We start from the raw sequence: 24,633 nt of genomic DNA on the forward strand, positions 1-24,633 counted from the left end.
TGAGAACACGGGTCAACAGGCTCCTGGACCGCCGAAGTGAACGCTGTTCGACCCTGTCACGGCAGCGCTGTACAGCGACGGGTTGGTGGTCGTGTTGAGGTTGATGCTCGCCGCTGGACCGCCGATGAAGCCGATGGCGACGGCGGCCGACGACGACGGCGACGACGCGAACTGGCCGTTGCCCATGTCCGTGCACGGTGTCGCGCTGTTCGCGGCGACCTCACCGAACCACTGCGCCAGGCCGACCTTGGTGAAGGCGCCGCCCCACAGCGAGTCGGGGTAGTAGCCGAAGAAGACGCCGTTGTAGCCGACCCACCAGTTGCCCTGGAAGTGCTGGATCGTGAACTGCGGCGTGGAGTTGCCCGGCCGCAGGGTCATCCCCGCCTTCACCATCCCGGGATTGGCGAACGGGACGAAGCCGCAGCCGTTGTAGCAGGTCGGCTGTCCGTTCACCCAGTGAAACACGAACAGGTGCGGCTCCAGGTCGCCGAACAGGCCCCGATCGACGGTCCAGCCGACCTCGACGTAGTTCATGCTGTCCGCGGATGACGCGGCCATTTCGCCCAACGTGTGGAAGTCGCCGGAGGCCAGAGCGGGCCGGGAGACGGTCATGAACATGTTCGACCCATCAGCCACTGCGAACTGATACGCGCCACCGTAGAGGTAGGTCAGCGCTGAGACGCCCTGCGCACTCGCGAGGGCGTGGGACGGATTTCCCTTGGGGCCGTACAGCCCGTTGGCATCGGCGGACGCCGTCGCGGGCGTTGTCGCCGTGACCAGAGCGGTGACGGCCGTGAAGGCCATGGCTAACAGGGTTTTTCTCATGTGGCGAACGGTGGCACCGGTAGCTGACACGGGGCTGGAACGGCGCTGCAACGCAAGCAATGCGGGCATCGGTATTGCGCGTGACGGTCTGGCCTCAGCTGACCATACTGCCGTGGTGCAGCACATTTCCTACCCCAAGATCCCGACGGCCGAGCAGTTCGGCGGGACGGCTGTCGGCGGTCCCTGGGTGGCCACGGAGAAGGTGCACGGCGCCCAGCTCGTGGTCGCCTGCGACGGCCGGGACGTGTCCGTCGGCAAGCGCAAGGCGTGGCTGCGCGGCGACGAGCCGTTCTTCGGCTGGCAACTGTTGCGCCGCAACCTCGAGCAGGCGGCGAAAATCGCCTTGTCGCACAGCGGCGGTGCGTCTGTGCGGGTTTTCGGCGAGCTGTACGGCGGCCGGTATCCCCATCCCGACGTGCCGCCGGCCTCGGGAGCGGCCGCGGTGCAGACGGGGATCTGGTACAGCCCGGACGTCCGCTTCGCCCTCTTCGACGTGCTCAGCCACGACGATGCGGACGATCCCGGCGTCTTCCAGCCCTATGCGCACGTCGCGGCGATCGCCGATGCCGCTGGTCTCGACGTGGTGCCGTTGCTGGGCAGGGGGACCCGGTCGGCACTGGACGCCTTGCCGCAGCGGTTCCCCAGCCGGGTACCGCACGTGCTCGGCCTGCCCGAACTGCCGGACAACCTGGCGGAGGGAATCGTTCTGCGGCCCGACACCCCGTGCTCACCCGAGCAGCGTCCGATCATCAAGATGAAGATCGACGAGTTCGACGAGCAGCGCTTCGACCAAAGCCGTCCGTGGGACCCGCAGGTGAGACTTCCTCTCGCTGATCTGTGCCACATCGGCCGGGCGATGGTGAACCCGGCGCGGTTGGCGAGCGCGCGCTCGAAGGTCGGGCCCGCGGATCTCGACGAGCTCCTGGACGAGGTGATCCTCGACGTGATGGTGGATCTGTCCGAGGCGTTTCCGGCGGCGGTGGCGGTGCTCACCGACGAGGAGGAAGCCGAGCTGCACGACGTCATCCGCGCCGCAACGGCAGGAGATCAGGTCTGAACCCGATCGACGCCGAACTGTCCCCTATGGTGTGCGGCCATGACGGCCTCCACCGCAGCCAACGGGTATCGCATTGTCGACGTCGACGAGGCCGAGGAGCGCTTCAGCCTCTTCGCCGATGTCGAATCCCGGTTCCCGTACCGGGAGTTCAGCGACGAGCAGGAGTTCCGGCTGTACGAGGGCGGCCTGCACGTGACGGGGGACTTCAGCGCGGAGACCGACGGGGACTGGGTGCCGTACAACGTGATCGTCGACGGTGATCTGACCGTCGACGGCGACCTCAGCTGGTGGGACGACCACATGGGGAACTTCGTGCTCGTCACCGGGAACGTGCGGGCGCGAAACGTGCTGCTGTGCGGCAACCCGACGGTGGTTGTGCGCGGTGACCTGCTGGTGGACAACGGAGTCTTCGGCTGTCGTGGCGAGGACGGCGGATTTCTCGACGTCGGTGGTGTCACGCGGGCGAAGACCATCGTCAACATCCGGTACTTCAAGATGACCTTCTCCGGAGGACGGCCGGACGCGACCCTCGTCGCGGATCCGAGCTTCACGAGCTGTTCGGCCGACTTCACCGCGAGCTGCCCGGTCGACTTCGCCGATGACGAGCTGTCCGAGGTGCTGCTGCCCGCGATGCTCGACCCGGACGGCTACGTCGACGAAGGCCAGATCGAGTGGGCGTTGGTGGAGGGCAGGCCGATCCTGCGCCCCGGTGCGGTGCCGAGCCATCTGGCCGCTCTGGCCGAGCTGGATGCCCTGCGGGCCCGCTCCGAGGAGGTTGTCGAGCTCGACCTGGCCGACCGCAACCTGCGCGAGTTCCCTGAGCAGCTGTTCGCATTTCCCAATCTGGGCAAGCTTTCCCTCGCCGGCAACGACGAGATCCACCAGATCCCCGAACGCATCGCCGAGCTGACCGCACTCGAGGAGCTGGACCTGTCGGGCCTGGCGCTGAAGCGTCTCCCCGCCGCGATCGGCCGCCTGGAAGGCCTGCGGGTACTCGACATCTCCGGCAACCCGCTGCGCGACCTGCCCGACGAGCTCGGCACCTCGCCCGCACTGACCGTGTTGCGGGCCAGAAGCCTGAACTGCCCGATACCCGAGTCGTTCGCGCCACCCGCGTTGGAAGAACTCGACCTCAGCCGGCTGCGCAGCGCTGACGGCTTCCCGCACGCGGTGACCCGGCTGGCTCGGCTGCGCACGCTCGACCTGACGGAGGCCGTGCTCGGCGAGATCCCCGGTGCCCTGCTCGGCCTCACCGCGCTGGAGGAACTGCGGCTCGACGGCGCACTAGGCGGCGTGCCGCGGCTGCCAGATCTCGCCGCGCTGCCCAGGCTTCGAGTCCTGCACGTGAACGGCCATGACGGCGACACCGGCCGGTACCCCGATCACGATCTGCTCGACGCCGTGTGGCCCATCACCACGCTGGAAGAGCTCAACATCGGCCGTTGGGGCGCCGGCCGCCACGACCGCCGGCCGGCGTTGACCGGACTGCCGGACCACGCCTTCGCCGCCATGCAGGGACTGCGCCGGCTGGACCTGTCGCGCAACGAGCTGTCCGAACTGCCCGAGTCCTTCTACCAGCTCCGTCAGCTCCAAGTCGTCGACCTGCACTCCACCAGCCTCGACCGGCCGACCCTCGACCGGCTGGCCGAGACGTTCCCCCAGGTCCAGATCGACCTGCGCGGCGTCCCGACCCGCAACGACGTCGACGACCCCAACTGGCGCGCTGTGCACGACCTCGTCACCAACGGCCAGGCGAAGCTCGGCCGCGACCATCCGGCCGCCGTGCAACTGTTCGAAGAGGCGCTCGACCGGTGCGGAACCGGTGCCAGCTTCTCGGACCACGACCAGCTCTACGCCTACTACGGCCTCGTCTACGCCCTCAGCCGTCTCGTCGACGCCGACGAAGGGCTGACCGACAGGCTGATCGGCTACGCCGAGCGGGCCCTCGCCATGGTGCCCGAGCCGGGGGAGGTGTGGCACTTCACCGACGAAGGACAGTTCCAGGAAGAGGTGACCCGCACCGCGGGCAACTCCTTGGCCTGGCAACTGATGAAGCGCGGCGAGCTCGACCGGGCACTGTCCATCGTGGAGCGTGCGCTCACCTTCGGAGCCGATCCCGCCTACGACTACCTCCGCGACACCAAGGTCCGCATCCTGCTCGCCATGGGCCGCGCCGCCGAGGCGTACCTCGTCGTCGACCACGTGCTGACCCGCAACCCCGACTTCAGCGACTTCGCGGACTTCACCTCGGCGCCGGAGTTCCTCCACTGGCGCGCGGCCAACACCCTCACCTGATCGAAGTACCAGGCTTGCGGATTCACCAACGCCAACGGCTGGATCCTCGTGCAGGACTGTCGCCAGCACCACGACGGTGGCCCGGGTTGGTCCGGGTACATCCCCAGCGTCTGCACCGAGGATCGGTGAGGAGCGGCGTCGTCAGCGCAGGAGAGGAAGGAAGATCGTGTCGACGATCTCCTCGAGTACGCGGTCGGGCACGGGGGCGAAGGTCACGAGGATCTCGTGGCGCAGCAGGTCGAAGGGGAGCGCCTTGATGCGTTCGCTGAGGTGTTCCGGCGTGATCTCGCCACGCCCGACGGCTCGGTCGAAGAGCACGTCGGCGGTCTTCTCGTGTCCTGCGGCGAGCAGATCGCCGGGGCTGGTGCCGGTCTCCAGGTAGTAGTTGGCCAGGTGCGCGCTCATGACGGTGATGAGCCGGGCGCGGGTGGCGTTGATCTCCCGCATGAGGGTGAGGACGTCCTCGCGCAGGCTCCCGGTGTCGGGGACCTCGATTCGGGACTGTTCCAGGACGTGGGCGATGGCCGCCCGCACGAGCTCGTCACGGCTGGACCAGCGGCGGTAGAGCACGGGAGGGCTGGTGCCCGCGCGCTGGACGACGGCGTCCATGGTGAACCTGGCGTAGCCGTTGGCGGACAGTTCTTCCCAGGCCGCATCGAGGAGCGCCTTCTCCAGTGCTGCTCCGCGTCGTCGCTCAGGCATCCACGCTCCTCCGTTGGATAGATTTGCCTATCTTATCGCAGTGTCCTACGCTGCCGACTGTAAGATACAGCTCTCTATCTTAAGGATGCTGATGGACTACGACGTGCTCGTGGCTGGTGCCGGGCCGGTCGGCTTGATGCTCGCCGCGGAACTGCGGTTGGCGGGGGTCCGGGTGGTGGTCGTCGAACGGCGTGCGGAGCCCGACACGGCGGCCAAGGCCGGGGGGATCAACACCGCGTCCGCCGAGGCCTTCGAGCGGCGTGGTCTGCTCCCCGCAGTCGAGGCGGTGCAGGGGCGACTGCCGTTTCAGGGGGAGCGGACGCGGGCGCCTTTCGCCGGGCACTTCGGCGGTATCCAGGTCCTGGCGGATCTCGTCGACGAGCAGGACCCGAGCCTGCGCGGTCGCGGTCCCCACTGGTACGTGCAGGTCCCGCAGATCGAGGTGGAGCGGATCCTCGGTGAGCGCGCGGCGGAGCTCGGCGTCGAGGTTCGCCGCGGGGTCGAGGTGCGTGGATTCGATGCGGACGAGGCCGGTGTCACCGTTCACCTGGACGGGAGCGGTGACGTGCGCGTGGCGTGGCTCGTCGGCTGCGACGGAGGCCGCAGCCTGGTCCGGCGCCTGGCCGGCTTCGAGTTCCCCGGCACGGACCCGCTGATCACGTTCCGCCAGGCGGTGGGCACCGTGGAGGGGGCGGAGCTGCTGGGGCGGGGCTGGCAGCACACCTCCACCGGCGTCTACGTCTACGGGCCGAAGCCGGGGTGGGTGCGCACCGTCGAGTTGGACGGCCCTCCGGAGGACCGGGAGGCGCCGGTCACCGCGGACGAGATGGAGGCCAGTCTGCGGCGCGTCAGCGGTGTCGACGTCCGCGTGACCGAGGTCGCCGGCGGCGGCACGCGCTTCACGGACAACGCGCGGCAGGCGACGACCTATCGGCGTGGTCGCGTGCTCCTCTGCGGGGACGCCGCCCACGTGCACTCGCCCTTCAGCGGGCAGGGCCTGAACCTGGGGCTCGGCGATGCCGTCAACCTGGGCTGGAAGCTGGCCGCCACCGTGCGAGGGTGGGCGCCCGAGGGCCTGATCGACACCTACACCGGTGAACGGCACCCGATCGGCGCGTGGGTGCTCGACTGGACGCGCGCGCAGGTGGCGGTGATGCGCGGCGACGCCCACGGCAGCGCACTCAGGGCGGTGGTCACAGATCTGCTCGGCACCCAGGACGGGGCGACCCACTACGCGACGCGGATCTCCGGGCTGTGGCAGCGTTACGACCTGGGGGACGGCCATCCGCTGATCGGCGCGACGGTGCCCGATCTACGGCTGGACGACGGCACCCGGCTCGCCGACCACGCCCGCAGCGGCCGGGCCTTGCTCGTCGATCTCGCCGGGGACGACCGGCTGGCAGCCGTGGCCGAGCAGTACACCGGACGGCTGGAGTTGGTGCGGGGGAGTTCGGACGGCGCAGGGGTGAGCGGTCTGCTGGTGCGTCCCGACGGGTTCGTGGCGTGGGCGTCGGCCGCCGGTGTCAGTGACCCCGACGGCCTGGACGCCGCCCTGACGCGTTGGCTGGGGACGACGCCGCAGAACTGCTTTTCTGGTATGGAGAAGTGATGGCCTGAACCGTTCGCCGTCGCGAGGTCACGTGGGGGAGGACAGGGGACATGGTGGTGCGGTTGCCGCAGCGGGCCGTGCCGCTGCGAGTGGACGTTGCCGGTGGTGGCCCGGTGGGTTTGTCGTTCGCCTGCATGCTCAAGTCGATGCTGGGTGATCAGGCCGCGGTGCGCGTGCACGACCGGCGGTGGATGCGGCGGCGGAACAGGATCGTGTGGCGAGGTCTCGCCGACGGCAACATGCGACGGGAGCAGGTCGTCACGCTGCAGAGCAACGTGTGGTCTCTGCTGCCCCAGCAGGTGCGGCAGCGGCTGTTCGTCGGCGGCCGGTTCTCCGAGATGTGGCCGCTCGGGCCCGACTCGCCCGCCGAGCGCGGCAGGCCCCGCAACATCAAGATCCGGTGGATCGAGGACTGCCTGCTGGACGCGGCGCAGGACGTTTACGGCGTCGAGTTGGTCCCGCAGGCGTACTCGTCGCCGGACAGCTGGGACGGCCTGCACGTGCTGGCGATCGCCGACGGTGCCAGGTCCGCGACCAGGGACAGCCTGAAGGACCACTTCGGCACGCCGAGTCGCGATCTGTACTCGGTGGACGGTGCACCGCTTGACGAGCGGGTGCTCGGCATCAGGGTGACGGCGAAGGTCCACGACGAGTACACCGTGCCGCTCACCGTGTGCCAGAACAGGTTCCTCTTCAACTCGCTCGGCGGTGGCTTCATCAACATGCGGCTGACCGCGGAGGAGGCGTCCGAGATCGTGGCGCTCGGCGAGTGCGGCCCGGTCCGGTGCATCGGCGTGCTCGGCTGCACGATGCGACCGCAGGGCCCGAGGTTCGTGTGCGACAAGCACCGGGCGGTGCTCAAGCCGTCGGTGGACAGGTTGTCGTTCCTGTGGCCGCGGATCATGGACGGCCTGCGGTTCTTCGGCGTGGACGCGGCGGACGTCGCCGGCATCACGTCGTTCACGCTGGGCATGCAGCAGATGTCGAAGTTCACCGCCCAGATCGGACCTCGGACGTTCGGTTTCCTGCTCGGCGACGCGGCCAACGCGCTGCACTTCTGGCCGGGCCGCGGCCTGAACACCGGTCTGAAGGGCGCGCTCTCACTGGCCGCTGAGCTGCGCACGCGCTGGCGCGGCACCCCGTTCCACGCCGCGGACTTCGCCGTGCACGAGGGCATCATGCAGCAGCTGCAGTACCGGGAGAAGTCACGTGCCTGGATCACGATGCTGATGCCCGACGAGAACGGTGCGCCGCGCGGCATCGAGGACCGCATCCGCGACGGCCTGCAGGGGCCGTTCGACCGCAACGCACTCGTCGCGACCCTGTACGAGCGCGTGAGGACCATCAAGGCCCGGCTGGCAGGCCGGATGGGCTCGCTGCCCGCCGACGAGTGGTTCCTGACGCGGATCAACGCGATGGACGTCCGGACCCTCAAGGTGATGGTGGAGTCCGGCCCGTGGATCACCAGGAGGATCGGCGGCGACGAGATCGTGATCCGAATGCCTCAGGAGCGGCCGAATTCGACGCAGCCGGCCGGTCTTTCGCTGGTCTCCTGAGGTCTCTGTCGCACTCTAGCTGGGTTGCGACTCCGGCATCTTGATCGCGCCGCTGCGGTGTTCGGGACGGATCGACCGCTCTCTCACCAGGTCTCGTACGACGATGTTGCGCTGGATCTCGTTGGTGCCTTCGTAGACCTGGAGCACTTTGGCGTCGCGCATGAGTTTCTCGACCGGGTTCTCGCGCATGATGCCTGCCGCGCCGAAGATCTGGACGGCGTCGGTGGCGGCGCGCATGGCGAGGTCGGTGGCGAACACCTTGGCTTTTGCTGCTGTGGTGACGTTTCGTCTGCCGTCGTCGAGTTCTTTGGCTGCGGCGAGGGAGAGCAGTCGTCCTGCCGAGATGCCGACGTCGATGTCGGCGATCTTGTGTGACACGGCTTGGTGGTCGATGACCGCCGAGTTGAACGCGGTTCTGCTGGTGGCGCGGGCGAGTGCTTCGTCGCGGGCGCGGCGGGCGAGTCCGATGCCGGCTGCGGCGACGGCGGGACGGTTGCGGTCGAACGCCGCCATCGCCAACCCGAACCCGTCGCCCTCCGCGCCGATCCGGCTCGACTCCGGCACGATCACCTCCCGCAGCGCGATCTCGGAGGTGTCGTAACAGCGGTGGGCGAACTTGTCGAACCGGTGGGTGACGGTGAGTCCCGGTGCATCGCGGGAAACAACGAACGCCGAGATGCCGCGACGACCGGCGGTGGGATCGGTTTTGGCGAACAACACGAAGAACGTGGCGACGTCGGTGGTGGAGATGTAACGCTTCATGCCGTTGATCACGTAGTCACCACCCTCGCGCCGCGCCGTGGTCGTGATCGCGGCGACGTCCGAGCCGCCGGTCGGTTCGGTCAGCGCGAACGCGGGCACGGCTCCTTCGGCGACCGAGCCGAACAGGATGCGCTGCTGTTCGGGGGTGCCGCCGACGGCAATGGGCACGGTGGTCAGTCCGCGGATGGCCAGCGTCGTCCAGATGCTCGAGCAGCCGTACCCGACTTCTTCGGCGATCACCACGTCGTCCACGCAGCTCATCCCGGTGCCGCCCAGTGACTCGGGGATGACGGTGTTGAGCAGGCCGGCCGCACGCGCCGCCGCGATCGCGCTGTGGGGGTAGGTGGCCTCGCGGTCGTGGCGCGCGGCGACGGGGAGCACGTGGGCGTGTGCGTACTCGCGGGCTCGAGCACGCAGACCAGGGGTGACGCCGAACATCTGGTCCGCCAGGTCGAACGCTGTCACTGAAACACACCTCACTGTTCTCGACTCTGCGAACATTCTCACTGTCGCGAACGTTATCATGTGTGAGACCGTACTGATCGTTCCCTCGAGTCGCAGTGAGGTGTCCTCGATGCACGGCGCTTCAAGCGGGGAGGTGGCCGAGCCTCTGGGGCCGGATTCCCTCGCGTGGCGGTACTGCGGGGACTGGCGGGTGTTGCTGCTGCTGGGCAGGGTCGGGTATCTCCAGCTGATGTACCCGCCGCTGAGCGCGGGCGTCATCGATCATTCGGCCTTCTACGCGGAGCCGTGGGACCGCGTCCTGCGCTCCCTGCCCGCCATCGCGGGTCTCGTCTACGACGGCCCGGCCGCCGCGCGGACCGCGCACCGGGTTCGCGATCTGCACGCGCCGGTCGAGGGGATCGACCACCGCGGTGTGCCCTACCGCGCACTGGACCCGCGGGTCTTCTTCTGGGCGTTCGCCACGATCACGGAGAACGTCATCACCGTGATCGACGCCTTCGACCACCGGATGGGCCCGGCGGAACGGGAGGCCTTCTATCAGGAAATGGTGCGGTGCTGGCGACAGTTCGGGCTCGGCACGCGGGAGGTGCCCGCCGACTACCCGGCCTTTCGCCGCTACTTCGACCGCATGTGCGAGGAGGAACTCGAGCTCACCCCCGCGGCCCGTCGCTTCCGGGACGTGTTCAACCGGCCGGGGATCTCGGCGCAACCTTGGGTCCCCGCGCGCCTGTGGCGGCTCGTCGCACCGCTGGCCGCGCTACCGCGTGCGCTCAGCGTCGTCGCCCTGCCCCCGGCGCTGCGCCGAGTTCTGGGCCACCAGCCCACCGCCGTTCAGAAGTCGGTCTTCTGGGTGACCCGGACCCTCGTCAGACTCGGGTGGCCGTTGCTTCCTCGTGGATGGCGCTACATGGAGCGGGCTCGGGTCGCCTTCAGTCGTCTCGACGGGTGAGGCCTCATGGTCGGCGAGGTTGGTCCGGCACGACCACGAGGCTGAAGAGGCGACGGACGCGACCGTCGTTCCGGTCGTTGCCGACGCGTGCGGTGACCGCGGTCTCGATCTCCTCGACCAGCGCGGTGAACTCCTCTTCGTTCAGCCACACCGCGGCCTGCCGGTAGACCACGCCGTCGGCGGTGGGATCGGCGCCCTCGCGGGCGAGGTAGCGGTCGAAATCTCCCATCAACGACGCCGTGAACGTGGTGAACGCCCGCTGGTGGTCCTCCCGCGTCATCGCCGCCCGCGCGGCGGGGTCGATCACCACTTCCTCGTCGCGCACCCGGTAGCTGCGTTCCACCGTGCCGCGCACCCGCTTCTCGTCCACCACCTCCAGCACGCCTGCCTCGGCCAGCACGGCGATGTGCCGGTACATCGTCGCCGGGGCGATGTCGGGCAGCCGGTCGCGCAGCTGTGAGGTGGTCAGCGGATCGGCGTCGAACAGCGCTTGCAGGATCCGCATCCGGACGGGGTGCAGGAGAAGGTCCGCGGTGGCCATGGACCAATGTTCCCACATGCGATAACGTTCTCACAGTCGAGAACATTCGCAGCGACGAGAACGATCGAAGGTGGGACATGCGGGACGTCGGCATGACGTTCACCGCGGACGACGCCGCTGAAAGGGCGAGCATGTCTACCTCAACCCCTGTTCGTCAGCAGAGCGGCCTCGCGTCAACACGACGAAGGCGCTGCTGACCGTCACTTCGCCGGTGTCCAGGCCGTGATCGCCGTCCGGTCGACCGATCGGACGCGCACGCCCGGAGCATTTGTCTAGCGTCTGTATGTTTCCTGTAACTGTACTTTTCTGGTAACTGAACAGGAGTCGGATGAGCAAGGTTGCGGAGAGCCGGGCAATCGCGGTGGTCGGCATCGGCTGCCGCCTCCCCGGCGGCGTCACCGGCCCGGACAGCTTCTGGGATCTGCTGGTCGGTCAGGTCGACGCGGTCGGGCCGATCCCGCCAGGCCGATGGGACGTCGAGCGGCTGTTCGCCACCGACCACCGCGTGCCGGGCCGGATCACCATGCGCGAGGGCGGGTTCCTCGATCAGGTGGACGGGTTCGACGCCGGGTTCTTCGGCTTCTCCCGCCGGATCGCCGACCAGCTCGACCCGCAGCAGCGGCTGCTGCTCGAGATCGCCTGGGAGGCCTGCGAGGACGCGGGCATCCCGGTGGAGGATCTCGCCGCCGCCCGCACCGGCGTGTTCGTCGGTGCCAGCAGTCAGGACTACGCGCAGATCCAGACCACGGCCGGCGAGGGCGAGGCGATGGGCGCGCACGCCGCGACCGGCATGTCGACGAGCCTGCTCGCCAACCGGATCTCGCACGCCTTCGACCTGCGCGGCCCGAGCATGGTGGTCGACACGGCCTGCTCCTCCGCCCTGGTCGCGGTGCACGCGGCCTGCCAGAGCATCTGGGCAGGCGAGGTCGACGCCGCGCTGACCGGCGGGGTCAACCTCATCCTCACGCCGGGCTTCGGGGTGGCGCTGAGCCAGGCGGGCATGCTCGCCGCCGACGGCCGGTGCAAGGCGTTCTCGGCCGCCGCCGACGGCTTCGGCCGCGGCGAGGGGGCCGGGCTGGTCCTGCTCAAGCCGCTCGAGGACTCGCAGCGCGACCGGGACCGGATCTACGCCGTCATCCGCGGCACCGCGGTCAACCAGGACGGGCACACCCCCGGCATCTCGGTGCCGAGCGGCCCGGCCCAGCAAGCCAACCTGGACACTGCGCTGCGTGCGGCCGGGGTCGGCCCGGCCGAGGTCGGCTACGTCGAGGCGCACGGCACCGGCACGCCGGTCGGCGACCCGATCGAGGCGGCCGCGCTGGCCGGCGTGCTCGGTGCGGGCCGGGCGGCCGACCGGCCGGTGCTGGTCGGCTCGGTCAAGACGAACATCGGCCACCTCGAGGCGGCGGCCGGGATCGCCGGCCTGATCAAGGCGGTGCTCGCGGTTCGCCATCGCCAGGTGCCTGCCAACCTGCACTTCGACGAGCCCAACCCCGGCATCGACTTCGGCGGCCTTGGCCTGTGCGTGCCGACCGCGACGACACCGTGGCCCGAGCACCTGCCGACCGCGGTGGCCAGCGTCAACTCGTTCGGCTTCGGCGGCACGAACGCCAACGTCGTGCTGGCCGAAGCCCCGGTGACCACCGCGTCGAGCCCCGCGGCAGCCGGAAACGGCCCGGCGCTGCTCACGTTCAGCGCCCGGAGCGAGACCGCGTTGCGGCGCCTGGCGGCCGCGTACGCGGATCGGCTGGCAGGCCCCGGCGCGCCCGGCGGCGACCTCGAGAGCCTGGCCGCTCTCCTGGCCCGCAGGCGCAGCCACCACGGGCACCGGCTGGCCGTGGTGGCTGCTGACATCGCGGACGCCGCGACCAAGCTCCGGGCCTGCGCCGACGGCGAGACCCCGCCTGGAGTCTTCGCGGGCGCCCCCACCGGACGCGCGGCGGGCAAGCTCGCTTTCCTCTTCAACGGGCAGGGCCCGCAGTGGTGGGCGATGGCCCGCTCGCTGCTCGAGACCGACGGCGTGTTCCGGTCGACCGTGCTGCGCTGCGACGAGCTGGCCCGCCCGCACCTGGACTGGTCGATCCTGGACGCGCTCACCGCCGACGAGGCGGACAGCCGCGTCAACGAGACGTTCTGCCTCCAGCCCGCCGTCTTCGCGGTCCAGGTCGCGCTGGCCGAGCTGTGGCGCACGTGGGGCGTCACCCCGGACGGCGTGCTCGGCCACAGCGTCGGGGAGTATGCCGCCGCGTACGTCAGCGGCGCTCTCGACCTGGAGTCGGCCGTGCGCCTCATCTGCCGGCGGGCGCGGGTGCACTCCCGTGCCGACGGCAGCGGCGGGATGATGTTCGTCGCGCTCGGCGCCGAAGCGGCTCAGAAGGCGTGCGCCGAGACCGGGGGCCGGGTGTGCCTGGCGGCCGAGAACAGCCCGCGCGGCTCGACGCTGTCCGGCCCGCACGACGAGCTCGACCGGGTCGCCGCCCGGCTCGACCAGCGCGGCGTCTTCGCCCGCAAGCTGCGGGTCGCGTGCCCCTGCCACAGCCCGCAGATGGACCCGCTGCGCGATGAGCTGGTCCACGAGCTCGCCGGCGTCGACGGCAAGCCGACCACGATCCCGTTGTACTCCAGCGTGCTCGCCCGCCGGGTCGACGGCCACGAGCTCGACACGGACTACTGGTGGCGCAACTTCCGGCAGCCGGTGCTCTTCGAGGGCGCGCTGCGGGCCGTGCTGGACGACGGCTACGACGCGTTCGTCGAGATCAGCCCGCACCCCGTGCTGCTCGGCGCGGTCCGCGAGATCCTCGACGACACCGGGCGCACGGCGGTCGCCGTCGGCTCACTCGTGCGCGGCGGCGACGACCGGCTGCGGCTGCTCGAGTCGCTGGGCGCGCTCTACGCGGCCGGCCGGGCGATCGACTGGAAGCGCCGTCACCCCGGCCCGGTCCCGGCGGCGTCACTGCCCGGTCCGGTCTGGCTGCACGAGAACTACTGGAACGAGACCGCGGCCGCCCAGGCCCGGCGAACCGGCGGACAGTCGCACCCGATGCTCAAGAGGGTCGACGCGGCCCGGCCGACCTGGGAGATCCGCTGGGACGACCACCGGCTCGCCTGGGTGCGTCAGCACGAGCTGTTCGGCGCGGTCATCGTGCCCGGCGCCGCGTACCTGGAGGCGGCGCTGGCCGCCGCCCGTGAGGAACTGGGCGGCCCGGCCGCACTCGAGTTCGTCGACTTCGAACGATCGTGCGCGCTCCAGCCGGACGACGTGCAGATCGGCCGGATCGAGCTCGACCCCGAGGACGGCACCTTCGAGCTGCACCACCGCTCGTTCGCCGGCGACGTGTGGGCCCGCACCGTGCGCGGCCGGTACCACCCCGAGCCGGGGCGCGGCCGCGCCGTCGACCTCGCGGCCGTCCGGCAACGGTGCGCCACCTGGCACGCCCGCGACCAGGTGTACGAGGCGTTCACCGCGCGGGGCTACGTCTACGGCCCGGCGTTCCGCGGCATGACCGGGCTGCACACCGGCGAGGGCGAGGCCTTGGTCGAGCTCGCCGTCCCGGCCGAGCTCGCGGGCACGCTCGAGGACTACGTGCTGCACCCGGCACAGCTCGACGTCTGCATCCAGACCGCGGTGCTGGACGGCAACGCGCGGCGGCCGGGCGACCTGATCCCGGTCAACTACGTGCCGTCCGGAGTGGACGCCGTACGCGTGCATTGGAACGGCACGCCCGCCTACGCCCACGTGCTGGTGCACACCCGTGACACGCACGCACTGCACGCCGACATCGCCGTGCTGGACGCCGGCGGCGCGGTGCTGGCCGAGCTGATCGGCATGCGCGGCACCCCCGTGCCCCGGCCGGACAGCCCGGACGGCGCGGTCGGGGACCACTTCTACCGGATGCGCTGGCGCTCCTCGGCCCGCCCGGCGGCCAGTGCGGTCACCCTCGGCGCCCAGGCCGCGGTGGCCGGCCTGCGCCCGCTCGACCCGGCCGCGGTCGGCGACAGCCCGCGGTACCGGGCCGACCTGCGCGAGCTCTGCGCCGCCTACCTGGCCGACTGCTTCGCCCGCTTCGGCGTCGAGCTCACCGCGGGCCGCACGATCACCGTCGACGGCCTCACCGGGCTGCTCCCGCTCTACCGGCCTGCGTTCGACGGCTTCCTGCGTTTCCTGGCCGACGCCGAGATCGTGACCTCCCGCGACGACGGCTCGTTCCAGGTGCTGCGCGACGTCGACGCCGACCACCGCACGCGCTGGGCCCGGATGCTGACGACCTACCCGCACGCGCTCGGTGAGCTGCGCCTGCTCCGCAAGACCGCAGCTCACCTGCACGCGGTGGTGACCGGCGCGACCAATCCGCTCGAGCTGCTGTTCCCCGATGGCGACCACGGCGAGGCCGAGCGGTTCTTCCAGACCTCCAAGGCGGTCCGCTTCCACAACGAGGTCGTCCGGCAGGCACTGGAGTGGGTCGCGGGAACCGCCACGCTCGGCCGCACGCTGCGAATCCTCGAGGTCGGTGCCGGTACCGGCGGGCTGACCGCGGCCGTGCTCCCGGTGCTGCCGCCCGGACGCACCGAGTACGTCTTCACCGACATCTCGGCCGCGTTCACCGAGCGGGCAAGGGAACGGTTCCGCGACTTCCCGTTCGTGGAGCACCGGGTGCTCGACCTGGACCGCGACCCGGCCGGGCAGGGCTTCGACCCGCACTCGTTCGACGTCGTCCTCGCGTCCGACGTCGTGCACGCCACCCCCGAGCTGCGCCGCACGCTCGCCTCGTTACGCGGCCTGCTCGCTCCGGGCGGCCTGCTCGTGCTGGCCGAGGTGATGCCGGGCCGGATCTGGGCCGACCTGACGTTCGGCCTGACCAAGGGCTGGTGGTCGTTCACCGACCAGGACGTGCGCACCACCGGCCCGCTGCTCGACGGCGACCGCTGGGTCGACCTGCTCCGCGAGTGCGGATTCCCCGAGGTCGCCGCGGTCGAGGACCGGACCGGCAACGACACCGCCCCGCACACCGTCCTGTTCGCCACCGGCCCGTCGATCGCCGAGCCCGCCCCGCCGCAGCCACCCCCGGCCGCTGACTGGATCGTCCTCGGCGACGACCCGCAGCTCGCCGCACGCCTGGCCGCCCGAGTCCGCGAGCACGGCGGCCGCGCCCTGATCGTCCCGGCCGGCGACCCGGTCCACTTCGGCGACCTGCGGCCGGCCCGGATCGTGCAGTTGTGGAGCACCGGCGACACCGACGCCGCCGACCCCTGCCGGGCGATCCAGGACCGCTGCGTCGAGCTCGCCGACGCGATCCGGGTGTTCCGCGACGTCCCCGTAGAGCGGAGTCCCCGGCTCGTGCTGGTCTCCAAGGGCGCGCACAGCCTGCACGGCGAGCCGGTCCGGCTCGGCGGCGCCTCCGCGTGGGGGATCGGCATGGCGGCTCGGCTCGAGCTGCCGCACACCCGTTGCGTGATGATCGACCTGGACGCGGCGGGCGACGACGACCTCGACCAGCTCTGGGCGCAGCTGTGCAGTGACGACGACGAGTACGAGATCGCGCTGCGCTCGGGAGAGCGCTACGTGCGCCGCCTGGTCCGGCACCCGGCCACCGCGGTCCTCGACCGGGTGGACGCCCGCACCCTGCCGGAGGACCACGCGCACGCACTGGTGACCGACCACCCCGGACAACTCGACGAGCTGCGCTGGGCGGCCGAGCCGCGCCGGGCACCCGGCGCGGGAGAGGTCGAGATCGAGGTCCGCGCGGTCGGCCTCAACTTCCGCGACGTGCTGGTCGCGCTGGGCCGGATGCCGTCAACGGCAGGAGACCGCGGGTTGCGGATGGGCGCCGAGTGCGCCGGCCTGGTCACCCGGATCGGCCAGGACGTCACCGGGCTTCGGGTCGGCGACGAGGTGGTCGCGGTCGACGCGACGATGGCGACGCTCGCCTCGCACGCCACCGTGAACGCGACCTGCGTGGCGCTCAAGCCCGCCCGGCTCTCCACAACCCAGGCGGCCACGGTGCCGCTGGTCTTCCTCACCGCCGCGATCGGGCTGGGCAGGCTCGCCGCGCTGCGTCCCGGCGAGCGCGTGCTCATCCACTCCGGCGCAGGCGGGGTCGGGCTGGCCGCGATCCAGCTCGCCCACGAGCTCGGGGCCGAGGTGCTGGCCACCGCGGGCAGTCCCGAGAAGCGGGAGCTGCTGCGCTCGCTCGGCGTCGCGCACGTCTTCGACTCGCGCTCGCTCGCGTTCGCCGACGAGGTGCGGGCGGCCACCGGCGGCGCCGGGGTCGACGTCGTGCTCAGCGCGGTCGGCAGCGAGGCCACCGCGCGCAGCATCGCCTGCCTGGCCCCGTACGGCCGGTTCGTCGAGATCGGGCAGCGCGACCTGCGGGCCGACCGGCGGCTCGGGCTGCGGCCGTTCACCCGCAACCTGTCCTACTCGAGCTTCGACCTCCAGCAGATGATCGCCCAGCGGCCCGCCCTGGTCGCCGAGGAGCTCACGGCGCTGCTGGCCAGGTTCGAGTCCGGCGCGCTGCGGCCGCTGCCGCACCGGGTCTACCACCCGTCGCAGACCACGGCCGCGTTCCGGCACCTCGCGGCGGGTGAGCACATCGGCAAGCTGGTGCTGGCGATGAGCGAGCACGACGTGCCGGTGACCCCGCTCCCGCCGGCCGGCCCTGAGCGGTTCGCAGGCACCTGGCTGGTCACCGGCGGCCTCGCGGGCATCGGACTCGAACTGGCCTGCCGGCTCGCCGACGCCGGGGTCCGGCACCTGGTGCTGGTCGGCCGCTCCGGAGTGCCGGGGCCGGAGGCAGGGGAAGCGGTCGAACGGCTGCGCGAGGGCGGGGTGCAGGTGCTGGCCGAGGCGGTCGACGTGACCTCGGCGTCCCAGGTGGACACGCTGATCGCCCGGATCGACCGGGAGCTGCCGCCGCTGCGCGGCGTCCTGCACTGCGCGATGGTCATCGACGACGACCCCTTCACGGAGCTCGACGAGCGCCGGTTCCGCGAGGTGCTCGGGCCCAAGGTGTGCGGCACCTGGAACCTCGACCGGGCCACCGCCGACCACGACCTCGACGCGTTCGTGCTGTTCTCGTCGACCACCTCCCTGCTCGGCAACGCCGGACAGGCCAACTACGCCGCCGCCAACGCGTTCCTCGACCAGTTCGCCGACTACCGCGCGGCGCTGGGCAGGCCGGTGCTGACCGTCAACTGGGGCGCCGTCCACGGCGCCGGATACCTGACCCGCAACGAGAACGCGGCCCGCGCGCTGGCCGCCTCCGGGGTCGGCCACCTCACCACCGACCAGGTTTTCGAGGCGCTGCGGCTGCTCTGGCGCGGGTCCTCGCCCCGCGTCGGCGTCACCAAGGTGGACTTCGGCCGGATCATCCGGCACTTCGGCCTCGACGCCGGCCACGAGCCCCGGTACGCCGAGGTGCTGGCGGGCGGTGGGGTGGCCGGACCGGCCGATGTGGACGGTCGCTCCATCGTGCAGCGCCTGCGGGCGCTGGACCGCGACGCCGGGGCCGAGCTGCTCCAGGCCCGGATCAAGGCCCGGTGCGCGGCCCTGCTCGGTGTGCCCGAGCAGGAGTTCCCGCCGGACGCGCCGCTCACCAGGATGCACATGGACTCGCTGCTCGCGGTCGAGATCGGCTCGTGGATCGAGCGGGAGCTCGGTGTCACCGTCACCACGATGACGATGATGCGCGGGCCGAGCGTGGCCGACCTGACTGCACTCGTGCTCGACGGGCTCGACCTCGAACCGGCACCCGAGGCCGTCGCGGAGCCGGTCCGGGCCCCGTTGCCGGAACCGGCGGCGCCCCGGATCGAGGACGAGCCGGTCCCGCTCACCGAACTCCAGGAGGCCTACCTGGTCGGGCGGTTCGACGGGCTCGGCCTGGGCGGGGTGGCCAGCCACGCGTACGGCGAGTACTCGATGGCCGAGCTCGACCCGGACCGGGCGGTCGCGGCCTGGGACGAGATCGTGCGGCGGCACGCGGCGCTGCGGATGGTCGCCACCCGAGGCGGCAGGCAGTGCGAGATCACACCCACCGCTGCCTGGCAGGTGCAGGTCGACGACCTGCGCGAGGACCAGGACGCCGCGGCGAAGGTCGCGGCCACCCGTGCCCGGATGTCGTGCCAGGTGCTGGACGCCTACAAGGGACCGTTGTTCGAGCTGCGGCTCACGCTGCTGCCGGACGAGGTGCGCATCCACGTCAGCTTCGACCTGCTCATGCTGGACGCGCAGAGCATCTTCGTGGTGATCCACGAGTGGGGCGTGCGCTACCGGGGCCTCGCCCTGCCGCCGACCGCGCCCGCCGGGGCCTTCCTGGCCTTCGCCCGTGATCGGCGGCGCAGGCTCGACGAGATCAACAACGGCCCGGACCGCGCCCTGTTGGCGCGACTGGCCGAAGAGCTGCCACCACCGCCCGCGCTGCCGCTGGCGCTCGACCCCGAGACCGTGCGCCGTCCCGAGTTCACCCGGCGCACGGCCGTGCTCGACCAGGCCGACTGGAAGCGGCTGCGCGACGCCGCGGCGGCCCGAGGGATCACCGTGTCGTCGTTGTTCGGCGCCGCGTTCACCTGCGTGGTCGGCCGGTTCAGCGGTGACGCGCCGTTCACACTCGGGGTGCCCGCCTTCGACGGCCCGCAGCTCGGCCGCTCCGCACCGGCGATCGGCGAGTTCACCAGCGTCCTGCTGGTCGCGGCCCGGCCAGGACCGGGTGCGTTCGAGGACTACCTGCGGGCGTTCCAGACCTCGATGCTGGTCGCGCTCGAGCACCGCGAGCTGGGCAGCGTGACCGTGCGGCGGGAGCGGTCGAAGTCGCAGGGGCGGATGCGGATGCCCGAGTCGGTGGCCCCGGTCGTCTTCACCAGCATGCTGGACAAGGACATCGGCAAGATGGACTGGCTGGGCCGCCGCTTGTACGGGTTGTCGCAGACCCCGCAGGTGTGGCTCGACCACCAGGCCATGCGCTGGGGCGACGACGCGGTGCTGACCTGGGACTCGGTGGACGCGCTGTTCCCGGCCGGGCTGCTCGACGAGATGTTCGACGCGTACCTGTCGCTGCTGCGCGGTCTGGCCCGCCACCGCGACTGGACCGCCGACCCCGAGACGCTGAGCAGGCCCGAGCCCCGGCCGGACCCGGTCCGCGTCGCGGAGTCGCCGCGGCTGCACGACCTGGTGCTGGGCCGGGCCGCGGCGAGCCCGGACGCGATCGCGATCCGCACTGACGAGCGCTCACTGTCCTATCAGGACGTCGCCGGTGCGGCCGGGAAGGTGGCGGCGGCGCTGACCGCGGCCGGCCTGCGTCCCGGCGACCTGGTCGCGGTCGGGGTGCGCCCCGGCTGGGAGCAGGCTCCGGCCGTGCTCGGTGTGGTGCAGGCCGGAGGTGTCTACGTCCCGGTCGATCCGGCCGCGCCGACCGGGCGGATCGAGCTGTTGCTGCGCGACAGCACGGCCAGGTTCGCGCTCACCACCCGTGCCACGGCGGGCAACTGGCCGGCAGGCGTCCGGCTGATCGTGCTCGAGGACGTCTGGACCGACTGCCCGGCAACGATCGACGATCCCGGCACCACGAGCGGCGACCTGGCGTACCTGATCTACACCTCGGGCTCGACGGGGCAGCCCAAGGGCGTCGCGATGGAGCACGGCGCCGCGGTCAACACGATCACCGACATCAACGAGCGGTTCACCGTGGGGCACGCCGACCGGCTGCTCGCGCTCACCCCGCTCACGTTCGACCTCTCGGTGTACGACGTCTTCGGCACCCTGTCGGCCGGGGCGAGTCTGGTGGTGCCGGGGGACGGGCACCGCTCCGACCCGAAGCACTGGGCCGGCCTGATGGCCCGGCACGGGGTGACGATGTGGAACTCGGTGCCCTCCCTGCTGCGACTGCTCACCGAGACCATGGGCGAGGACCTGGACTGGTCGGCCCAGCTCAGCCTGATCATGCTGAGCGGCGACTGGATCCCGGTCGACCTGGCCCGCCGGCTGCGTGAACGGCTCCCGCACACCCGGCTGATCAGCCTGGGCGGGGCGACCGAGGCCGCGATCTGGTCCGTGCTGCACGACGTCGACAAGGTCGACCCGGCGTGGCACAGCATCCCGTACGGCACGGCGATGCGCGGCCAGGGCGCGGTCGTGCTGGACGAGCGGCTCGCACCGGTGCCGGCAGGCACCCCTGGCCCGCTGTTCCTGTCCGGCGCCGGCCTGGCCCGCGGCTACTGGGGTGATGAGGAACGGACCCGGCGCAGCTTCCCGATCCGGCCCGCCACCGGTGAACGGCTCTACCGCACAGGCGACCTGGCCCAGGCAGGTCCGGACGGTGTGCTCGAACTACTCGGTCGGGAGGACCAGCAGATGAAGATCCAGGGCAACCGGATCGAACCCGGCGAGATCGAGAGCGCACTGGTGCGGCTCGCCGGGGTCCGCGACGCGGTGGTCGGGGCCGAGGGCGCCCGTGACCAGGACCGGCGGCTCGTCGCGGTGGTCCGGCCCTGCCCAGGCTCGGCGCTCGACCCGGTCGGGCTGCGCGCCGAGCTGACCCACGAGCTGCCCCGCTACCTGGTACCGGACCTGATCCGGGTGGTCGACGACTACCCGCTCACGGCGAACGGCAAGGTCGACCGGGGAGTTTTGTTCGGCGCAGCGCCGACGCCGGTGGGGGAGACCGACGACGTCACCGCCCAGGTGTTGTCGGTGCTGTCCCAGGTGCTCGCCGAGTCCGGGCTGGATGACGGTGACCTCTCCCAGATCGACCTCGGCGCGGCTGGGCTGACCTCGATGGACCTGATCCGCATCGCCAACGGCCTGTCGTCCGAGTTCGGCTCCCACCCCAGTCTCGAAGTGCTCTACGAGATCCGCTCGGTCGACGAGCTGGTCCGGTTCTACGCGGGGGACGCCGCGGCGCCGGACCGGCTCGAGCCACAGCAGTTGCTGCTCGACGTGGACGCCAGAGAGGACTTCAAGGAGCAGGCCCGCAGCCGGCACGCCTTGTCGTCGTCCGGCATCGGTCTCCCGTCCGGCGCGGGCCCGGATCGCCGCAGGCGCAGCGTCCGCGAGTTCAGCGGATCCAGGGTCCGGTTGGACGCGTTCGGCGGCCTGCTGGACCACCTGCGGCAGTGGACCGAGGACGGCACCACCCGCCGCGCCTGGGGATCGGCCGCCGGCGTCTACCCGGTCGACGTGTACGTCCAGGTGCACAGCGCCGGGGTGAGCGCGCTCGCCGAGGGCGTCTACCGCTACGACCCTGCGCAGCACCAGCTCGTGCCACTCAGCGACGAGCCGCTGGTCCAGCCTGGGCACCACCGCACGAGCGGCAACCGGGAGGCGCACGAGACCGCGGGGTTCTCGCTCTTCCTGGTCGGCGACACGGCCGCACTGGACCAGCTCTACGGCGACATGGCCGAGCCGTTCTGCCTGCTGGAGGCGGGCGCGATGGCACACCTGCTGACCACTGCGGCGGTCGGTCTCGGCATCGACACGTGCCAGATCGGTCTGCTCGACTTCCGCGACGCCAAGGCCGCGCTCGGTCTCGGCGACAGCGAGAAGCTCCTCTGCACGATTCTCGGCGGTGCCCGGTGAGCGCCGTCCGGCTCGGCGTGACCCGCAACCAGCGGGACCTGTGGGCGGCCGAGTGGCGCGCCACGGACCGGCGGATGCACACGGTCGCCCAGCACGTCGAGATCCGGGGGCCGCTCGAGCTGACGGCGTTCGAGGACGCGATGCGACAGGTGCTCGCGGAGACCGAGGCCGTGCGGGCCCGGTTCCGCGACGACGGCGGCGAGGTGATCCAGGAGATCCTGCCGTCGGTCCGGTGGCGGCTCGCGGTCATCGATCTCTCCGGACACTCGGACCCCGCCGCGGCTTTCGACGAGTGGGCCGAGGCCGACCAGCGGGCGCCGATCCTCGCCAGCGACTTCCCGCTGTTCTCCACGGCGTTGCTGCGCCTCGGCTCCGACCACCACCGCTGGAGTCTGCGGTTCCACCACATGGCGATGGACGCGTTCAGCGCGGCGCTGCTGCTGCGCCGGGTCGCCGACGTCTACGCCGCCCGCAGCACGGGCGGCGACGCAGGGCCCAGCCCGTTCCGCCCGATCGCCGCGCTGCACGAGGAACAGCGCGAATACGAGGAGTCCGACCGGTTCGCCGCCGACCGCGCGTTCTGGCGTGAACGGCTGACCGGGCTGCCGGGCCCGGTGCGGATCACCCCGAGCGATGTGGCCGACAGCCGCGTGCTCGCGGGCGTCGGACTCGCCCCGCCGCCGGCCGGTCAGATCTGCCGGACCGCGGACGCCGCCGGCACCGCCTGGCCCGACGTGGTGCTGGCGGTGGTGGCCGCGCACGCCGCGGCGGAGAGCGGTGCCAGTGACGTCGTGATGACGGTTCCGGTCTCGAACCGCACCACCGCGGTGTCCCGCAGCGTGCCGACCAACACGGCCAACCGGATCATGCTCGCGGTGCCGGTGCGTCCGGAGGCGAGCTTCCACGAGCTGCTCACCGCGGTGACCGCGGACAACCGGGAGGCGGTGCGGCACCAGATCTTCCCGCACAGCGTGGTCATGGCCGATCTGGGCGAGCGGGCGGCCCCGCACCGCTCGTCCGGCCCGTGGGTCAACATCATGCCGTTCGGCGCCGACCTGGCCCTGCCCGGCTGCACGACCTCGGTGCACCGCGTCCAGACCGGGCCGGTGGGCGATCTGGAAGTGGCCGTGTACGGCGACCCCGACGCGGCCAGGATGCGCGTCAACGTCCTCATGGGACTGCGCCCCGAGCACCACGCGCTCCTGCTGGCGGCCGAACGCCGGCTGATGGACCGGTTCGCCGCGGTCACCGCCGATCCCCACCGCCCACTGGCGGAACTCCCGGAGTTCGCCGCGGCCTGGGCTCCCGCGCGATGAGCGGCGCGATCACAGTGGACGTCCCGGCCGTGCTCGCGGTCGACGAGCACGAGGCGCGGCAGCTGGCCGAGCTGGCCCGCCGGCTGCGCGACCGGCCGCGTGACGACCCGCCGGCCTTCTGCGCGGCCGCCGCCGCGCTGGCCGGGAACGTGCCGCCCCGGCTGGTCGACGCGGTGCGCGACTTCGGCCGGGACGGCCGGTCGGGTGCCCTGGTCCTGGCCGGGCTGCCCACCGGTCCGGTGCCGTGCACCCCGGACGGCCACGACCGGCACGTGGGGGAGCGCTGCCAGCTGGTGCGGATCCAGGCGATCCTCGCCGAGCTGCTCGGCCACCTCATCGCGTACGAGGCCGAGGGCGAGGGCGCGCTGTTCCAGGACATCGTGCCGAGCCGCCCGGCCGCCCGCACCCAGACCAGCCTCAGCTCGGCGGTCGAGCTGGAGCTGCACACCGAGCAGGCGTTCAGCGCGTTGCGCCCCGACCACCTGAGCATGGCCTGCCTGCGCGGCGACCCGGACGCACGCACCTACCTGCTGACCGCCCGGCAGGTGACCGCGGCGCTGCGCCCGGACGAGGTCGCCGAGCTGCGCCTGCCGCGCTGGGTGACCCAGGTCGACGAGTCGTTCCGGGCCGCGTCGGCCCGGTTCCTCGACGGCGACGTCCGCGGCCCGATGCCGATCCTGTCGGGACCGGATGACGACCCGCGGATCGTGCTCGACCAGGACCTGATGCGCGGCGTCGACCCGGCGGCGCAGCGCCTGCTCGACCGGGTGATCGAGATCTACCTGCGTGACCGGCGGCACCACGCGCTGGCCGCCGGTGAGGTCCTGTTCCTGGACAACCAGCGGGTGGTGCACGGGCGGTCGGCGTTCCGGCCCCGGTTCGACGGCACCGACCGGTTGGTCGTCCGCTGCTTCGTCACCCGGGACCTGCGGCAGTCGCAACACGCGAGGGACGGCTCGCGGACGGTGGCGAGCCGGTTCAGCTGACCGA

General features: G+C 71.5%; 12 protein-coding genes. 8 read left to right on the plus strand and 4 right to left on the minus strand.

The window, feature by feature from the left end; genetic code table 11:
* Positions 1-12: 12 nt before the first annotated feature.
* Positions 13-804, minus strand: coding sequence for a neprosin family prolyl endopeptidase (locus tag FKR81_RS03735; RefSeq protein ID WP_186762740.1), 792 nt, complete (start codon positions 802-804; stop codon positions 13-15).
* Positions 805-937: 133 nt separating this feature from the next.
* Here FKR81_RS03735 and FKR81_RS03740 point away from each other — a divergent pair, with 133 nt between their 5' ends.
* On the plus strand, positions 938-1,882 hold the full coding sequence (locus FKR81_RS03740; RefSeq protein ID WP_186762741.1) for an RNA ligase family protein: 945 nt from the start codon (positions 938-940) through the stop codon (positions 1,880-1,882).
* A 39-nt stretch (positions 1,883-1,921) separates the two neighbouring features.
* Entirely contained in the window at positions 1,922-4,177 is a 2,256-nt protein-coding gene (locus FKR81_RS03745; RefSeq protein ID WP_146349474.1) for a leucine-rich repeat domain-containing protein, read from the plus strand.
* Between the two features lie 141 nt (positions 4,178-4,318).
* Here FKR81_RS03745 and FKR81_RS03750 read toward each other — a convergent pair whose 3' ends face one another.
* A complete protein-coding gene (locus FKR81_RS03750) occupies positions 4,319-4,879 on the minus strand; it encodes a TetR/AcrR family transcriptional regulator (protein WP_146349475.1) in 561 nt (186 codons plus the stop codon).
* A gap of 91 nt (positions 4,880-4,970) precedes the next feature.
* Here FKR81_RS03750 and FKR81_RS03755 point away from each other — a divergent pair, with 91 nt between their 5' ends.
* Both FKR81_RS03755 and FKR81_RS03760 read left to right on the plus strand, forming a co-directional pair.
* Positions 4,971-6,488: an FAD-dependent monooxygenase gene (locus FKR81_RS03755; RefSeq protein WP_146349476.1), complete on the plus strand. Its 1,518-nt coding sequence runs from the start codon at positions 4,971-4,973 to the stop codon at positions 6,486-6,488.
* Positions 6,489-6,538: 50 nt separating this feature from the next.
* A complete protein-coding gene (locus FKR81_RS03760; protein ID WP_146349477.1) occupies positions 6,539-8,044 on the plus strand; it encodes an FAD-dependent monooxygenase family protein in 1,506 nt (501 codons plus the stop codon).
* A gap of 15 nt (positions 8,045-8,059) precedes the next feature.
* On the opposite strand, the gene FKR81_RS03765 is transcribed toward FKR81_RS03760, so the two are convergent.
* Complete coding sequence (locus FKR81_RS03765) at positions 8,060-9,271, minus strand: acyl-CoA dehydrogenase family protein (protein ID WP_186762742.1); 1,212 nt, start codon at positions 9,269-9,271, stop codon at positions 8,060-8,062.
* Between the two features lie 109 nt (positions 9,272-9,380).
* Between FKR81_RS03765 and FKR81_RS03770 the strand changes: the two genes are divergently transcribed.
* Positions 9,381-10,220 carry an oxygenase MpaB family protein gene (locus FKR81_RS03770; RefSeq protein ID WP_186762743.1) on the plus strand — a complete coding sequence of 280 codons (840 nt, stop codon included), beginning with the start codon at positions 9,381-9,383 and terminating at the stop codon, positions 10,218-10,220.
* A gap of 4 nt (positions 10,221-10,224) precedes the next feature.
* On the opposite strand, the gene FKR81_RS03775 is transcribed toward FKR81_RS03770, so the two are convergent.
* Positions 10,225-10,761: a helix-turn-helix domain-containing protein gene (locus tag FKR81_RS03775; protein ID WP_146349480.1), complete on the minus strand. Its 537-nt coding sequence runs from the start codon at positions 10,759-10,761 to the stop codon at positions 10,225-10,227.
* A gap of 328 nt (positions 10,762-11,089) precedes the next feature.
* Between FKR81_RS03775 and FKR81_RS03780 the strand changes: the two genes are divergently transcribed.
* The 3 genes from FKR81_RS03780 to FKR81_RS03790 are packed head-to-tail and all read left to right on the plus strand — an operon-like array spanning position 11,090 to position 24,629.
* The gene (locus tag FKR81_RS03780) at positions 11,090-22,327 is read left to right on the plus strand and encodes a non-ribosomal peptide synthetase/type I polyketide synthase (RefSeq protein WP_146349481.1); all 11,238 of its coding nucleotides are present in this window, start codon (positions 11,090-11,092) and stop codon (positions 22,325-22,327) included.
* A complete protein-coding gene (locus FKR81_RS03785) occupies positions 22,324-23,643 on the plus strand; it encodes a condensation domain-containing protein (protein WP_186762744.1) in 1,320 nt (439 codons plus the stop codon). Before FKR81_RS03780 ends, FKR81_RS03785 begins: the two co-directional genes overlap by 4 nt.
* Entirely contained in the window at positions 23,640-24,629 is a 990-nt protein-coding gene (locus tag FKR81_RS03790) for a TauD/TfdA family dioxygenase (RefSeq protein WP_146349483.1), read from the plus strand. The genes FKR81_RS03785 and FKR81_RS03790 overlap by 4 nt, the downstream gene beginning before the upstream one ends.
* Positions 24,630-24,633 lie beyond the last annotated feature (4 nt).

The sequence above is a fragment of the Lentzea tibetensis genome (assembly GCF_007845675.1).
Classification (GTDB): domain Bacteria; phylum Actinomycetota; class Actinomycetes; order Mycobacteriales; family Pseudonocardiaceae; genus Lentzea; species Lentzea tibetensis.